The 14,955-nt window shown below is 45.1% G+C and carries 11 protein-coding genes; 8 read left to right on the top strand and 3 right to left on the bottom strand.

The window, feature by feature from the left end:
* Positions 1 to 99 precede the first annotated feature (99 nt).
* A complete protein-coding gene (locus K7R11_RS10050) occupies positions 100 to 879 on the top strand; it encodes a hypothetical protein (RefSeq protein WP_224490418.1) in 780 nt (259 codons plus the stop codon).
* Here the strand turns inward: K7R11_RS10050 and K7R11_RS10045 are convergent.
* Positions 868 to 3,768 carry an FAD-binding and (Fe-S)-binding domain-containing protein gene (locus tag K7R11_RS10045; RefSeq protein WP_224490417.1) on the bottom strand — a complete coding sequence of 967 codons (2,901 nt, stop codon included), beginning with the start codon at positions 3,766 to 3,768 and terminating at the stop codon, positions 868 to 870. The two genes, K7R11_RS10050 and K7R11_RS10045, sit on opposite strands and share 12 nt — an antisense overlap.
* A gap of 69 nt (positions 3,769 to 3,837) precedes the next feature.
* Here K7R11_RS10045 and K7R11_RS10040 point away from each other — a divergent pair, with 69 nt between their 5' ends.
* Positions 3,838 to 4,332 (top strand): hypothetical protein, encoded by a 495-nt coding sequence (locus tag K7R11_RS10040; protein WP_224490416.1) that lies wholly within the window; start codon positions 3,838 to 3,840, stop codon positions 4,330 to 4,332.
* A 121-nt stretch (positions 4,333 to 4,453) separates the two neighbouring features.
* Positions 4,454 to 5,563 (top strand): redoxin domain-containing protein, encoded by a 1,110-nt coding sequence (locus K7R11_RS10035; protein ID WP_224490415.1) that lies wholly within the window; start codon positions 4,454 to 4,456, stop codon positions 5,561 to 5,563.
* Positions 5,564 to 5,656: 93 nt separating this feature from the next.
* Here K7R11_RS10035 and K7R11_RS10030 read toward each other — a convergent pair whose 3' ends face one another.
* Entirely contained in the window at positions 5,657 to 6,298 is a 642-nt protein-coding gene (locus K7R11_RS10030; RefSeq protein WP_224490414.1) for a rhomboid family intramembrane serine protease, read from the bottom strand.
* A gap of 53 nt (positions 6,299 to 6,351) precedes the next feature.
* On the opposite strand from K7R11_RS10030, the gene K7R11_RS10025 reads away from it, so the two are divergent.
* Positions 6,352 to 7,245 carry a lysophospholipid acyltransferase family protein gene (locus K7R11_RS10025; RefSeq protein WP_224490413.1) on the top strand — a complete coding sequence of 298 codons (894 nt, stop codon included), beginning with the start codon at positions 6,352 to 6,354 and terminating at the stop codon, positions 7,243 to 7,245.
* Between the two features lie 132 nt (positions 7,246 to 7,377).
* Here the strand turns inward: K7R11_RS10025 and glmM are convergent, their stop codons facing one another.
* The gene (gene glmM, locus K7R11_RS10020; protein WP_224490412.1) at positions 7,378 to 8,769 is read right to left on the bottom strand and encodes a phosphoglucosamine mutase; all 1,392 of its coding nucleotides are present in this window, start codon (positions 8,767 to 8,769) and stop codon (positions 7,378 to 7,380) included.
* 75 nt (positions 8,770 to 8,844) lie between these two features.
* On the opposite strand from glmM, the gene K7R11_RS10015 reads away from it, so the two are divergent.
* From K7R11_RS10015 to uvrA, 4 genes are all read left to right on the top strand, one after another.
* The gene (locus tag K7R11_RS10015; protein WP_224490411.1) at positions 8,845 to 9,444 is read left to right on the top strand and encodes an acyl carrier protein phosphodiesterase; all 600 of its coding nucleotides are present in this window, start codon (positions 8,845 to 8,847) and stop codon (positions 9,442 to 9,444) included.
* Entirely contained in the window at positions 9,441 to 11,123 is a 1,683-nt protein-coding gene (gene ggt, locus K7R11_RS10010; RefSeq protein ID WP_224490410.1) for a gamma-glutamyltransferase, read from the top strand. Before K7R11_RS10015 ends, ggt begins: the two co-directional genes overlap by 4 nt.
* A 9-nt stretch (positions 11,124 to 11,132) precedes the next feature.
* Positions 11,133 to 11,840, top strand: coding sequence for a hypothetical protein (locus K7R11_RS10005; protein ID WP_224490409.1), 708 nt, complete (start codon positions 11,133 to 11,135; stop codon positions 11,838 to 11,840).
* Positions 11,841 to 12,119: 279 nt separating this feature from the next.
* Entirely contained in the window at positions 12,120 to 14,951 is a 2,832-nt protein-coding gene (uvrA, locus tag K7R11_RS10000) for an excinuclease ABC subunit UvrA (RefSeq protein ID WP_224490828.1), read from the top strand.
* The last annotated feature ends 4 nt before the right edge of the window (positions 14,952 to 14,955 follow it).

The raw sequence follows: 14,955 nt of genomic DNA, 5'->3' as shown, positions 1-14,955 counted from the left end.
CCTTTTTCTTTGTTTTTCAACGATATATCCCTGAATATGCTGCCTGAATCTCACTTGAAAAGAACGAATTCATTAAATTGCTGATTCAAAGCTGATTAGATGAAAAATATTATTCTGTTCCTGTTGGGATTGATACTTGTATCCTGCTCTAATAATGATGATGACGGAGGATCTTCTGTGGATTTTCACCCCAACTCCGAGGGTACTTATTGGATTTATGAAGTAATGGCCAACAAAAGTGGTACAGACAGTTTGTTCGTAACCGGAAGCAGGCAGGTCGATGGAAGTACATACGCACAGTTTGATGCAAGGGAGCCGTTTTATGGCTTATATACCCTTTTTGCAAAAGAAAATTTGCTAAAGAGTGAGAGCGGCAGGATCTATGTTCGGGGGGAACTCAGCGCCTTTGGAGATGCTTTTCCGGAATTATCGATCCCGCTGGACGACCTGCTCATTCTGGATCCTTCCGCATCCCCGGGAAGTCAATTGGATATAACAGAGCAGGAAATTACCATCCCCTATGAAGCAGCTTCATTAACGGGCTTCGCCACGGTTCGTTCAGAAATGCTGGGTACCACCGCCACTTTGGAATTGAACGGGATCTCCTATACCAATATAAGATCCTCTGTAATCACGGTGACCGCCTCTGCAGCTGTAACCGGGGAACTTGATGGGGTACCCATAACCATTCCAGTTCTTGGGGAACAGGAAATCCTGCGAATGGAATTGTCATTTGCTGAAGATACCGGTCTAGTATATTCCGAGGCCATCCTTTCCTATGAACTCTCCAATACCCAGTTGCTGGATCTGCCTATAGCAAATACCTACAGGGAAGAGATCATTCAAACCTTACTTCGCACAGGAAGTTCAGGAGAGTAAGGCTGCTTTGAGAATGCTTACAGGATGCAATGCCTTCTTTCCGGTTCCATCCGAGATCTGATGTCGGCAACTGTTACCGTTTGCGGCGATCAGTACCTCGTCTTCACAATTGCGAACCGCCTTGAATAAGCGCTGCTCCCCTATCTTCATGCTTACCTGGTAATGTTCCTTCTCATAACCAAAAGAACCGGCCATTCCGCAACAACCGGAATTGATCATGCTTACCTTATAATTCTCAGGGAGACTAAGCATATCAAAAGTTGAACGGATATCGGAAAGGGCCTTTTGATGGCAGTGAGCATGATACTTTACAATTCTTTTCTCCTTGGTAAACAGGTCAGGTTTTAGCACTGCAGACCTTATAAGACCTGATATAAACTCTTCAATGGTCTGGCATCGTTTTGCGATATCTGACGCAAGATCCTTATCAGTAGCCAGTCTTAAAAAATCATCCCTGAATCCAAGTATGGCCGAGGGCTCTATTCCCAGCACGGGTACGGAAAGGTCCGCAGCGCGACCAATCTGCTCAAGAAGCTGGTCTACGCATTGTTTTGCCTCAGGCAAAAATCCTTTGGAGATATAAGTTCTCCCACTTTCCCCGTAAACGAGTTCAGGGTGATACCCCAGGGCCGTTAGCAGGTAAATGGCGTCCTTGGAAATATCAGAGTCCAGGTATTCACTGAATTCATCGATATACAGGATTACCTTTGCATAGGTCCTTTCTGGTTTCAGGAGTGATGTTAAATAACGGTCCAGATTCTCCTTTTTGATTTTGGGCAACTTCCTTTCTTTAGCGATACCCAAAGCAGAAGCTACTACCTGTTGTGCCAGAGGATTATTTGCCAGAAAAGGAGCCTTTGAGGCCCATTTATTTAATTTTCCATTGTATGCAAAAAGCTTGTCTCTAAGACTTCTTCCATTAATTTGCTGATACTGATGCAGAAACTCTGCTTTATAAGTGGCCATATCAATGTTGGACGGACACTCACTTCCGCAGGCCTTACAACTAAGGCAAAGATCCAGCACTTCTTTGATCTCCTTGCTGTTAAATCTTTCCGCTCCCGAGGTGTTGGTTAAAACCTCCCGAAGTGCATTGGCTCTTGCCCTGGTGGTGTCTTTTTCGTCCCTTGTGGCGTGATAACTTGGGCACATGGTCCCTTTACTCAGTTCTGTTTTACGGCAATCTCCACTTCCATTGCATTTTTCCACAGCCTTGAGGAACCCCTGGGAATCGGAGAAATCCATAAAAGTAGATACCTCCGGTTCGATTCGGTCTGTTACATACCTGAGGGAGTCGTCCATAGGCACGGCATCCACGATTTTTCCCGGATTGAAGATGTTATTGGGATCAAAGGTTAATTTTAAATCCTTTAAAAGATTGTAATTTTCTTCCCCGATGAGCAGGGTGATAAACTCCGACCTTACCCTGCCTTCCCCGTGCTCCCCAGACATAGCACCTCTGTATTTCTTCACAAGATGGGCCACGGCGGTGGTGATCTCACGAAAATTCCTTACCCCCTCAGCTTGCTTCAGGTTCAATATCGGGCGCAGGTGTAGCTCTCCTGCCCCGGCATGAGCATAGTATACAGCCTCCTGACCGAAAGAACGCATTAAGTCTTCAAATTCCCGGATGTAAGGGCTCAGATCTTCGATACTCACCGCAGTATCTTCAATACACGCCACTGCTTTATCATCTCCGATCATATTCCCCAACAACCCCAATCCAGCTTTTCTAAGTTCAAATGCCTGATCGATCTCCATTCCGGAAAGCACCGGATGTGCGTAGGAGGCCGTCTCATGGTCCAGGGTATGGAGCAGGGTCTGTTTCTTTTCCTTAAGAACTCCGGGATCATTATCGCATATCTCGAGTAAAAGAATAGCTTTCGGATCTCCTTCTATAAAAAACCGATTGGGCAATTGGGCCTTGTTGTTTTTTGTACAATCCAAAATAACCTTATCCATCATTTCACACGCAAAGAGGTCGTGTTTCATGAGCGGAACCACAGCGTTACAACAATCTTCAATAGACCGGAAATGCGCTGCCATCATAAATTTTTCTACGGGAGGCAGTACATCCAATTGCAACGTAATGGCAGTAATTATTCCCAGGGTACCCTCACTTCCCGATATGAGCTTTGCAAGATTAAACGGCGCTCCATCTGTGACAAAAGGTTTCATCCCACAGATCACATCTACCGCATAGCCAGTATTTCGCCTGTGAATGTCTGGTTTGGGATATGCCTGGGTAATACGCTTTTGAACCTCTTCAGATTGTAATTCCCGCATAAAAAAGCGGTAGATCTCCCCTTCCCTGTCGTCCTGGGCCAATTTGGCTTCCAGTTCTGCCGCATTAAGCGCTTTAAAGGTGACCTCTTTGCCGTCGCTAAGCAACATGTCCAACTCCAGCACTTTATCACGCGTTACCCCATATTTAATGGAGGTTGATCCTGAGGAATTGTTCGCGGTCATTCCGCCAAGCATACAACGGTTCGAAGTCGAGGTATTCGGGCCAAAGAACAATCCGCTGTCCTGGATCTTCAGGTTGAGCTCATCCCTGATTACCCCCGGCTCTACTTTTACAGTCCTGTTTTCTGTATTCAGGTCCAGTATTTGTGTGAAATGCCGGGACATATCAACGATCAAACCGTCACTTACGCATTGCCCTGCCAGGGAGGTTCCCGCAGTTCTGGGGGTAAGCGATATTCCGGTCTGGTTTGCAAATTCAATGAGAAGAACCAGGTCGTTTTTATCTTTAGGATATACTACGCCCTGTGGTAAGGAACGATACACCGAAGCATCTGTGGCATAGATCATTCGGTGCAGGTCATCCGTGAATATTTCTCCATTTACACGGTTTTTTAACCTTCCGAGGTGCAAATTTTCGTTCATATATTTGGTGGCCACGATAATTTCAGATTAAATTCGTCGTTAAATTAGTGAAACATAAAATCAATTTTAATGAAAAAATTATTTTTCTCCTTCCTGCTGATCGCGGGAATGGTTTCTCTTGCTCAGGCTCAGCAAATTGCGCCAAACGCCCTTGGATTAAGACTGGGAGACAGTGACGGATTTGGAGCCGAAATTTCTTACCAACGTGCTCTTGGAGGCAACAACCGTTTAGAAGCCGACCTTGGATGGCGCGACAGTAACAATTGGGACGCCTTTAAACTTACCGGGCTTTATCAATGGGTTATGCCCCTCGATGGGAATTTCCATTGGTATGTAGGTGCCGGTGGAGGTTTAGGTAGCTACAACTACGATGATGATTTTGCTTTTGATAACGATGTTGACGACAGCGGTACCTTTATTTTTGCTGCAGGAGACGTGGGAATCGAGTACAATTTTGAGATCCCATTATTGCTTTCCCTCGATTTTCGTCCGGAAATTGGTTTTGGAGACTTTAACAATGATCTTGATTTTGATATCGCATTAGGTATTCGCTATCAGTTCTAAGCATTACAACACCTATATCAAAGCCCTGTTCTTAAAAGACAGGGCTTTTTTTGTTAATTCGCTTTGCCGGGTATCCTTATATTTTAAATTTGCACAAACCCTAAAAACAAAATAAGATCTCATGAAAAAGATCCTTAGTATTTTTGGTTTCCTTCTGTTGTTCGCCAGCTGTTCGGAAACCGCTAAAAATTCCTTTACACTTAATATCAAAGCCGAAGGTATTGCCGATAGCACCAAAGTGTTCATTCAGAAACTGAGCCCCGCTGCTCAGGGAGAAATTATCGATACCCTTGAGATCATGAATGAAACCGCTACTCTTTCGGGTACAGCTGCCCAACCAGGTTTTCATGCCCTGATCATTGAAAACGTACGCGGGGGATTACCTTTTATCCTTGAAGAAGGGAACATAGAAATCACGGCTTACAAAGACTCTATTAACCGTTCGCTGGTTGAGGGCACACCTACCAATGCTGATATAAGCAACTATACCGATGCCACCGAGGAACTGGGTAAAAGGTATAATGATATTATGGGTCAAATGCGTGACGCCAGCATGAAGGGAGATACCGTAACCCTTAATGTTATGAGGGAAACCATGATGGAATTGCAGGAAGATGCCTCCGGCATGGAGTACCAGTTTGCGAAAGACAATCCGTCGTCTTTCTTTTCCGTGATCCTGATGAACAATATGCTCAGAACACAATCACAGCCGATAGATTCGGTAAGTAAATTGTACAATGCCCTGGATGAAAATCTAAAAACCTCTGATTTCGGAAAGTTTGTAAGTGAAAGTATCGAAGCCAACAATAAAGTAAAGATCGGCGCAAAGGCTCCTGAATTTTCGGCACCCACCCCTGAAGGAGGTGAGCTTGCTCTAAATGAGATCCTTGGTAAGGTAACTATTATTGATTTCTGGGCAGCGTGGTGCAAGCCTTGTCGTGTAGAAAATCCTAATATGGTTAAACTTTATGAAGAGTACCATGACAAAGGACTAAATGTGATCGGAGTTTCGTTAGACGCCACAAAAGATGCCTGGGTAAAAGCTATTGAAGAAGATGGGCTTCCCTGGCACCAGGTATCCCACCTGCAGCGCGGAAACGACCCTATTGCAAGGATGTATAATGTAAACAGCATTCCTGCTACGTTCGTACTCGATGAGAACGGGGTTATTGTAGCTAAGGGATTAAGAGGAGAAGAGCTTTACAACAAGATCGCAGAAATGTTGCCTTAAGTAGATTTCTCAATTTAAAATTATAAAAGGGCGTTGTCCACACGGAAAACGCCCTTTTTCTATTCATTGAGTCGGTAATATTGCAGTCTGTACTCATATTTTCCCGGCTTTTTCCAGGATAAAGAGGATGACAATAGGGATGGCCAGTAAAATAACCATCAGGGTTTCTTCCACAAATAGAGATGGCATAAGAATAAGAGTCATGGCATACCCCCCTATTGCACCCCCAAAATGGGCAGTGTGCCCTATGTTCCCCAGACGATTCTTCATTCCGTAAATAGAATACATCAGATAGCCTATCCCGAAAATATAGGCAGGGATCGCTATAGGAATAAAGAACAGAAACAATTTCATATCGGGCCTAAGTAGTATTGCCGAATATAAAACCCCTGTTACTGCCCCACTTGCTCCTACTGCGCTGTAGTGATAATCATTGCGGTGAAAAACCGTGGCCAGCAGACTTCCTGCGATCAGGGAAATAAAGTAGATGACAAGGAATTTTCCTCCTCCGAAATAACTGATCACAATAGGTGCAAAAAAATACAACGTAATCATATTAAATATCAGGTGGGTATAGTCCACATGAAGAAAACCGGAGGTGATCGATCTGATGTGTTCTCCTCTCTGGATAGCCCCTATATTAAACTTATAACGCTCGAAAAAACTAAAGTCGTTAAAGCCTTTTAAGGAGACTACTACATTGGCCGCGATGACCAGAAGCATGCTTAAGTTCATTTTTACTGATGGGTTTGTGATCAAATATATAAATTTGCGCAAAATTATCGTGAATGCAATTACTGGCCTACATACTGATCTATCCAATCCTGTGGCTTATTTCCATTTTACCCTTCAGGGTCTTCTACTGGGTTTCGGATGCCATTTATTTTCTCGTTTACCGCATCATTGGATACCGAAAAAAAGTGGTGCGTAAAAACCTTGAACTGAGTTTCCCTGAAAAAAGCAAGGAAGAGCTAGATACTATTGAGTCCCGGTTTTACCGGCATATGGTGGATCTTTTCCTGGAAATGATCAAATCGATGAATATTTCCAAAGAAGAACTCCTCAAGCGTTTTCAATATACCAATCTCGACCTGTTATCCAAATACGAGGAAGAAGGCAAGAGTGTGGTTATTGTTATAGGCCATTACGGCAGTTATGAGTGGCTTATGTCCTTAGGGTATTTTATAAAACATGAAGGCTACGCCATTTACGCCCCTCTTTCGAATAAGTATTTTGACAGACTGGTAAAGCGAATTCGTTCTAAGCACAATGCCTTCCTGATTTCCCGGTATAAAACCGTAGAGATCATCCAACAACACCTCAAAGAAGGGAAACTAGCAGTTTATGGCTTTGCCAATGACCAGTCTCCTCAAGCACAAAAGGCCCGCTACTGGCGCCCCTTTATGGGGGTTACTGTTCCGGTCTTTACCTATGCCGAAACCCTGGCAAAACAATTGGATATGGCCGTTATCTATTGCGGGATCGAAAAGGAAAAAAGAGGCCATTACAAGGCAACCTTCAGATTAATTACCGATTCGCCAAATGACTTTGCGGATTATGAAATTACAGACCGTTTCACAGAGCTGCTTGAAGAGCAGATAAAGGCAGATCCTGCATATTACCTCTGGACGCATAACCGGTTTAAACATCGCGATAAGGTTCCTGCCGTATTAAAACGTTAATCTACTTTTAAGTTTTTTCAAGTCTTTGCGGATATACCGCCTGATATAAAAAAGCCGGGGATTTTCATCCCCGGCTTTTTCTTGTTATTGAATCTATTTCTAATTTTCCGGATATCGGACAAAACAATTCGGTTATGCCAAACCTGCTATCGCCCTGATCTCTCCTATGATCTTATCAGCCACTCCATCGGCCATTTCCTGGTTAGGCGCTTCTGTATAGATCCGGATGATAGGCTCGGTATTGGATTTTCTGAGATGTATCCAGTGATCTGCGAGGTCAATTTTCACCCCATCTACCGTGGTTACTTTTTCCGAAGCATATTTCTCATACATGGCCTTTAAAATGCCATCCACGTCCAGCTGGGGAGTGAGTTCAATTTTCTTCTTGCCCATAAAATACGATGGATAGGATTTTCGAAGTTCGCTTACCTTCATCTTTTTCTCAGCAAGGTGAGTAAGGAACAATGCAGAACCTACCAGTGCATCGCGTCCGTAATGACTCTCCGGATATATGATTCCTCCATTCCCTTCGCCACCTATCACAGCGCCATTCTTCTTCATAAGTTCTACCACATTTACCTCTCCCACAGCAGAGGCCTCGTAAGAGCCCTGGTGCTTTCTGGTGATATCGTGAAGTGCTCTGGAAGAAGACATATTGGAAACTGTATTTCCCGGCGTTTTCCCTAAAACATAATCGGCGCAGGCCACCAGGGTATATTCTTCCCCGAACATAGTTCCGTCTTCACAAATAAAGGCAAGGCGGTCTACATCAGGATCCACCACAATACCAAGGTCGGCATTTTCCTCCTTTACCCTTTTCATAATATCCCCAAGATGTTCTTTCAGAGGTTCCGGGTTATGAGGAAAGTGTCCGTTAGGCTCACAGTACAGTTCAACCACATCGACACCCATGGCCTTTAACAAGGCCGGAATGGCTATACCGCCTGAAGAATTTACTCCGTCTACCACTACTTTAAACCCTGATTGCTTCACTTTTTCAGCATCCACCAGATCCAGTGCCAGAACGGAGGCAACATGCCTGTCAATATAATCACTGATCTCGGTTACATTTCCCAGATCATCAACTTCTGCAAAACTGTAATTTCCGCTCTCTGCAATTTCCAGGATTTCCTTTCCGTCATTACCGCTTAGAAACTCTCCCTTCTCGTTGAGCAATTTAAGTGCATTCCATTGCTTGGGATTGTGACTGGCAGTAAGAATGATACCTCCATCGGCCTTTTCCCGGGGTACAGCGATCTCTACGGTAGGGGTTGTTGAAAGGCCAAGATCTGTAACATCAATACCCAGGCCCACCAGGGTGGAGCTTACCAGAGTCTGTATCATTGCTCCGGAAAGCCTGGCATCCCTGCCGATGACAACTCTCAATCGTTTTCCGGGATTTTTCTCTTTTAGCCAGCTACCATAGGCTCCGGCAAATTTGACGGCATCGATCGGGGTCAGGTTCTCTCCTGCTTCTCCTCCGATGGTCCCCCGAATCCCTGAAATTGATTTAATTAATGTCATTGTCAATAATTTTGGTTTCTGCAAATATACAATTCCAAAACGCTTTTGTTTTGCCCGAATTTGTATTTTAGACCGATGAATTTTCTGGCTCACATCTACTTATCTGGAAATGACAAAGCTGTAAAAGTGGGTAACTTTATGGCCGATAGTATTCGCGGCAAAAAATACCTGGACTACGATACCGGGATTCAAAAAGGCATTGTATTGCACAGGTTTATTGATACTTATACCGATGCTCACCCTGTATTCCGTCAGAGCACCAAACGGTTGCACCACAATTACAGCCACTACAGCGGGGTGATCGTGGACATCTATTACGACCATTTTCTGGCCAAAAATTGGGCGGAATATTCTAAAGAGCCGCTTTTGGACTATACCCTGGATTTTTACACCACCCTGAATGAGTACTATCATGTACTTCCTCTTCATGTTAAAAAATTCATGCCCTATATGATTGCAGACAACTGGCTGTACAGCTATGCCCAACCCGAAGGCATTGCCAGGGTATTGCAGGGAATGAACCGACGCACCAAAAATCGCGTAGGCATGCACGAGGCCATAGATGACCTTATGGTTCATTACGTAGATTTTGAAAATGAATTCCGGATCTTTTTTGAGGACCTCCGGGAACACAGTATATCCAAATTAAAAGCACTTAATAACCAATACTTATGAATCGATTTTTTCTACACAGTCTTTTAGTTCTTGTGATCCTCTTTCAGGGATGTCAAAATGCCCCCCAACCTTATGTAGCAGAAAAGGCTATGGTGGTAAGTGCCCGGGAAGAAGCCTCCACACTGGGACTGGAAACCATCAGGAAGGGCGGAAATGCATTTGATGCCATGGTGGTCACCCATCTGTCATTGGCGGTGGCTTACCCCTTTGCGGGTAACCTCGGCGGGGGTGGGTTTATGGTTTACCGTTTAAATGACGGAAACAAAGGCACCCTGGATTTTCGTGAAAAGGCCCCTGCAGCAGCACACCGTGATATGTACCTCGATTCTCTGGGTAATGTGATCCCCGGGAAGAGTACCACAGGTGCCACCGCTGTAGGTGTTCCCGGAAGTTTAATGGGAATTTACCGTGCTCACAGCAAATTCGGGAAGCTGCCTTTTGAAAGTCTGCTGGACCCAGCGATCGCTCTTGCCGAAACCGGGGTGATCATCACCGAAAATCAGGCGAAAACCCTCAATAATTACCGATCGCTTATCGAGGAGGTCAATGGGCCGGAATCGCTTTTCTCCAAAACATTTAAAGCAGGAGACACCCTGGTGCAACCGGCTCTTGCAAAAACCCTTCGCACCATCAAAGAAAGGGGGATAACCTCTTTTTATGAAGGAGAAATTGCAGCTACCCTGGCGAATTTCATTCAGCAGGAAGGCGGATACATCACCCGGGGAGACCTGGCGAATTATGAGGCAGTATGGAGAGACCCTATCCTGTTTTCCTACAGGGACCTTACTGTAGTTTCCATGGGGCCTCCCAGTAGCGGAGGAGTCACCCTGGCACAAATCATGAAAATGATCGCGCCTTATCAACCCGAAACACTGGATTACCATTCTCCTGAAATGATCCAGTTACTTACCGAAGCGGAGAAATACGCGTATGCAGATCGCAATTATTTTCTGGGAGATCCTGATTATGCAGAGATCCCAATGAATACCCTGCTTAGTGAAAACTATCTCAGGGAACGAATGGATGGGTTTGGATACGGAACGCCTACCCCATCGGAGGAAATCAGAAAAGGTGAGATCAATTACGCTGAAAGTATGGAAACCACGCATTATTCCATTGTAGATGAAGAAGGAAATGCGGTTTCTGTTACTACCACCCTGAACGGGGCTTATGGTTCCAAATTATTCTGCGATGCCCTTGGATTCTTCCTGAATAACGAGATGGATGATTTTAGTTCTAAACCCGGGGTGCCCAATATGTTCGGACTTACCGGAGCCGAGGCGAACAGCATTGCCCCCGGAAAAAGAATGTTGAGCAGCATGACGCCTACCATAGTGGAAAAGGACGGGGAACTTTCTATGGTGGTGGGAACACCTGGAGGGTCCACCATCATCACCTCCGTTTTACAGACCATCCTCAATGTATACGATTACAACATGAACATGCAGGAGGCCGTAAATGCGGGAAGATTTCATCACCAGTGGAAACCAGATGAGATCATGATGGAACCAGGGAAGTTTGCTCCTGAACTTATCCGGGAACTTGAAGATATGGGTTACAAGATCAATATCAGAGAAAACAGGATCATAGGAAAGGTCGATGCCATTCTGGTCAGAGAAGATGGTAAGCTGGAGGCCGGAGCAGACCCCAGGGGCGATGATTCGGCTAAAGGTTATTAATTTTAGGGTATGAAACGAATTTTAAAACGTGTTCTGTATTTTTTCATTGTAGTATTAACCCTTGGGACGGTGCTCTTTCTCATCTACAATGAACCTCTTCCCGAAGGGGAGCAAGGCCCCGGGGCTGAAGCCCTTGCTGAAAAAATGCTTCAATCCCTCAATGCGGTTAATTATAATAAGACCAGGTATATCGAATGGGATTTTAACGGAATCCATTCTTATAAATGGGATCGGCAGCGCAAGATCGCAGATGTTTCATGGAAAGATCGCAAAGTGGTGTTAAACCTGGAGGACTATTCTAAAAGTGAGGTCTATATTGATGGGGTACGCATCCATACCGAAGAAAAAGAGGAACCTATTGAACAAGCAATAGCCTATTTTAATAACGATTCCTTCTGGCTGGTTGCCCCCTATAAGATCTACGATAAGGGGGTAGAACGGCGGTTGGTTAAAACTGAGGAATACGGAGATGCACTTTTGGTTACCTATACCAGCGGTGGGTCAACACCAGGAGATTCCTATCTGTGGTTGTTTGATGAAAAGGGATTTCCGGTCGCCTGGAAAATGTGGGTGGAGATCATTCCCCTTGGCGGACTGAAGGCCGGTTGGAAACAGTGGAAGATTACAGAAACAGCTACCTACCTGCCCACCGGACATAAATTGTTTTTATTCAACCTTAAACTTAACAACGTAAAGGCATACGGCGAAATAGAGTGACTACCTAAGATCCGGCAGTAAATGCACACCATAGTTCCTTTTAAACCGACCCGGATAGACATTTCCCCCTAAAATGGTACAGCCGTAAAATCCTTTGTTACCCGAGGGCTATGGCCGGAAGTCATTCCCTGGAATCTTTGTTCCCGGGACCCCTCAGAAAGGAACCCATCTGTACCAGGAAGCCCTTCCGGATTTCAGCCCCTGATTCTGAAGAACTCCCCTGCCCCCACACTTCAAAATTAACGCTCAAATACGTAACTTCGCTTCTTTGCTATGAATATGACCAATTTTGAAGAACATATTGAAGTTAAGGGTGCCAGGGTGCACAATCTTAAGAATATAGATGTTACCATACCAAGGGAAAAGCTCGTGGTGATTACCGGGTTATCCGGTAGTGGAAAATCGTCTCTTGCTTTTGATACGATCTATGCCGAAGGGCAAAGGCGGTATATAGAAACCTTTAGTGCCTATGCCAGGCAGTTCCTAGGAGGCTTGGAAAGGCCGGATGTAGATAAGATCGACGGGTTATCTCCTGTGATCGCCATCGAGCAGAAAACCACCTCGAAATCCCCCCGTTCCACTGTGGGCACCATTACGGAAATCTACGATTTCCTGAGATTGTTATTCGCCAGGGCGGCAGATGCGTACTCCTATAAAACAGGAGAGCTCATGGTGAGCTACAGCGATGAACATATTAAAGACCTGATCCTTCGCGACTTTGAAGGTAAGCGAATTAATGTGCTCGCCCCTGTGATCAAAAGCCGGAAGGGACATTACAGGGAACTTTTCGAACAAATCTCCAAACAGGGTTTTGTTAAGGTCAGGGTCGACGGGGAGGTCAGAGACCTTGAAAAAGGTATGAAACTGGACCGCTATAAAACCCACGATATCGAGATCGTAATCGATCGTATCAAGGTGGACGCCTCCAGTGATGAAACTTCCAAAAGACTTATGGAGACCATTAATACGGCGATGTATCACGGGGATGACGTGCTGATGGTAATGGATCACGATACGGGTAATACCCGGTATTTCAGCCGAAACCTGATGTGTCCCACCTCAGGTATCTCCTACCCCAACCCTGAACCCAATACATTTTCCTTTAACTCTCCCAAAGGCATGTGCCCCACCTGTAACGGACTGGGCAGGATTTACAAGGTAAATCGGAAAAAGGTAATTCCCGATGATACTGTTTCCATTAAAAACGGAGGAATAGCCCCACTGGGAAATTTTAAAAAGTCATGGATCTTTAAGCAACTGGAAACCATCGGACAGCGTTTTGAATTTCAACTCACCGATCCGATCAAAAATATACCGGAAGAAGCCATTACCATGATCCTTGAAGGGGGTAATGAAAAATTCTCTGTTTCCTCAAAATCCCTTGGAGTAACGCGTGATTACAAGATCGATTTTGAAGGTATCGAACGTTTTATAAAAAATCAGTACGAAGAAAGTGGTTCGGCTTCCATTAAGCGATGGGCCCGGGATTTCATGGATCAGGTAGAATGCCCGGAATGCCATGGAGCCCGCCTGCGAAAGGAATCACTGTATTTTAAGATCCATCAGAAGAACATCGCCGAATTATCGCATCTGGATATTTCCGATCTTAAGGCATTTTTCGAAACTCTGCCCGATCATCTCTCCGAAAAACAGATGGCTATTGCAGAGGAGGTGCTAAAGGAGATCAATGCCCGGATACGCTTTCTTCTGGATGTTGGACTGGATTACCTCTCCCTTCACAGAAGTTCAAAATCCCTTTCCGGCGGAGAGGCACAGCGTATAAGACTTGCCACGCAGATCGGCTCCCAACTGGTCGGGGTGCTCTATATCCTGGACGAACCCAGCATCGGACTGCATCAGCGGGATAATGACCGTTTGATCGCCTCCCTGGAATCCCTCAGGGATATAGGCAATTCTGTCATTGTAGTGGAACACGATAAGGATATGATCGTTCGGGCAGACCATGTGATTGATATAGGACCAAAAGCAGGCCGCCATGGCGGGGAGATCATTTCCCAGGGTAGCCCCAGGGAGATCCTCTCAGACGAAACCCTCACAGCGAGCTATATCAGAGGAACCAAAAAGATCGAGGTTCCAGAGGAAAGAAGAAAAGGCAATGGACATGAGATCGTACTAAAAGGGTGTACCGGAAATAATCTCAAGTCGGTCAACGTTACTTTTCCCCTTGGGAAAATGATCGGGGTAACCGGCGTTTCAGGTAGTGGAAAGTCTACCCTGATCAATGAAACCCTCTACCCCATTCTCAACGCGCATTTTTTCAATGCGGTAAAAAAACCCATGCCCTATAAAAGTATAAAGGGCATCGAACATATCGACAAGGTTATTGATATCAATCAAAGCCCTATAGGACGAACTCCAAGATCAAATCCGGCTACCTATACCGGGGTTTTCAGTGAGATCAGATCGTTGTTCGCTCAAACTCCCGAAGCTTCTATCCGGGGTTATAAACCGGGGCGCTTTAGTTTCAACGTAAAGGGCGGGCGCTGTGAGACCTGTCAGGGGGGTGGTGTAAAGGTTATTGAAATGAACTTTTTACCCGATGTCACGGTAGAATGTGAGACCTGCCAGGGAAAACGCTTTAACCGGGAAACCCTTGAAATACGGTATAAGGGAAAATCCATAGCAGATGTGCTGGAGATGACCATGAATGAAGCCGTGGAGTTTTTCTCGAATATCCCCAAGATCCACAGAAAGCTCAAGACCATCCAGGATGTAGGATTGGGATATATTACTTTAGGCCAGCAGTCAACTACCCTTTCCGGGGGAGAAGCGCAAAGGGTAAAACTTGCCACGGAACTATCCAAAAAAGATACCGGAAACACCTTTTATATTCTCGATGAGCCCACCACAGGGCTCCATTTCGAAGATATCAGGGTGTTGATGAATGTCCTGAATATCCTCACCGACAAAGGGAACACGGTACTTATCATTGAACATAACCTGGATGTGATCAAGATGGTAGACCACATTATTGACATTGGTTATGAAGGTGGTAAGGGAGGCGGTAAGGTGGTTGCCATCGGCTCGCCTGAGGAGATCGTAAAAAACACAAAAAGCTATACCGCCAAATACCTGAAAAAAGAACTTTAAAGCA

It is taken from the genome of Robertkochia flava, from assembly GCF_020166515.1.
GTDB lineage: Bacteria > Bacteroidota > Bacteroidia > Flavobacteriales > Flavobacteriaceae > Robertkochia > Robertkochia flava.
The sequence above is the reverse complement of the archived record's forward strand: the minus strand, read 5'-3'. Positions and strand labels throughout refer to the sequence as shown.

What these genes read in the sequence shown, in the direction of transcription:
- K7R11_RS10005 (WP_224490409.1), top strand. Translation starts at nt 11,133, where the DNA reads ATGAAACGAATTTTAAAACGTGTTCTGTATTTTTTCATTGTAGTATTA.
- K7R11_RS10030 (WP_224490414.1), bottom strand. Translation starts at nt 6,298, where the DNA reads ATGAACTTAAGCATGCTTCTGGTCATCGCGGCCAATGTAGTAGTCTCC.
- K7R11_RS10050 (WP_224490418.1), top strand. Translation starts at nt 100, where the DNA reads ATGAAAAATATTATTCTGTTCCTGTTGGGATTGATACTTGTATCCTGC.
- ggt (WP_224490410.1), top strand. Translation starts at nt 9,441, where the DNA reads ATGAATCGATTTTTTCTACACAGTCTTTTAGTTCTTGTGATCCTCTTT.
- K7R11_RS10015 (WP_224490411.1), top strand. Translation starts at nt 8,845, where the DNA reads ATGAATTTTCTGGCTCACATCTACTTATCTGGAAATGACAAAGCTGTA.
- uvrA (WP_224490828.1), top strand. Translation starts at nt 12,120, where the DNA reads ATGACCAATTTTGAAGAACATATTGAAGTTAAGGGTGCCAGGGTGCAC.
- K7R11_RS10035 (WP_224490415.1), top strand. Translation starts at nt 4,454, where the DNA reads ATGAAAAAGATCCTTAGTATTTTTGGTTTCCTTCTGTTGTTCGCCAGC.
- K7R11_RS10025 (WP_224490413.1), top strand. Translation starts at nt 6,352, where the DNA reads ATGCAATTACTGGCCTACATACTGATCTATCCAATCCTGTGGCTTATT.
- K7R11_RS10045 (WP_224490417.1), bottom strand. Translation starts at nt 3,768, where the DNA reads ATGAACGAAAATTTGCACCTCGGAAGGTTAAAAAACCGTGTAAATGGA.
- glmM (WP_224490412.1), bottom strand. Translation starts at nt 8,769, where the DNA reads ATGACATTAATTAAATCAATTTCAGGGATTCGGGGGACCATCGGAGGA.
- K7R11_RS10040 (WP_224490416.1), top strand. Translation starts at nt 3,838, where the DNA reads ATGAAAAAATTATTTTTCTCCTTCCTGCTGATCGCGGGAATGGTTTCT.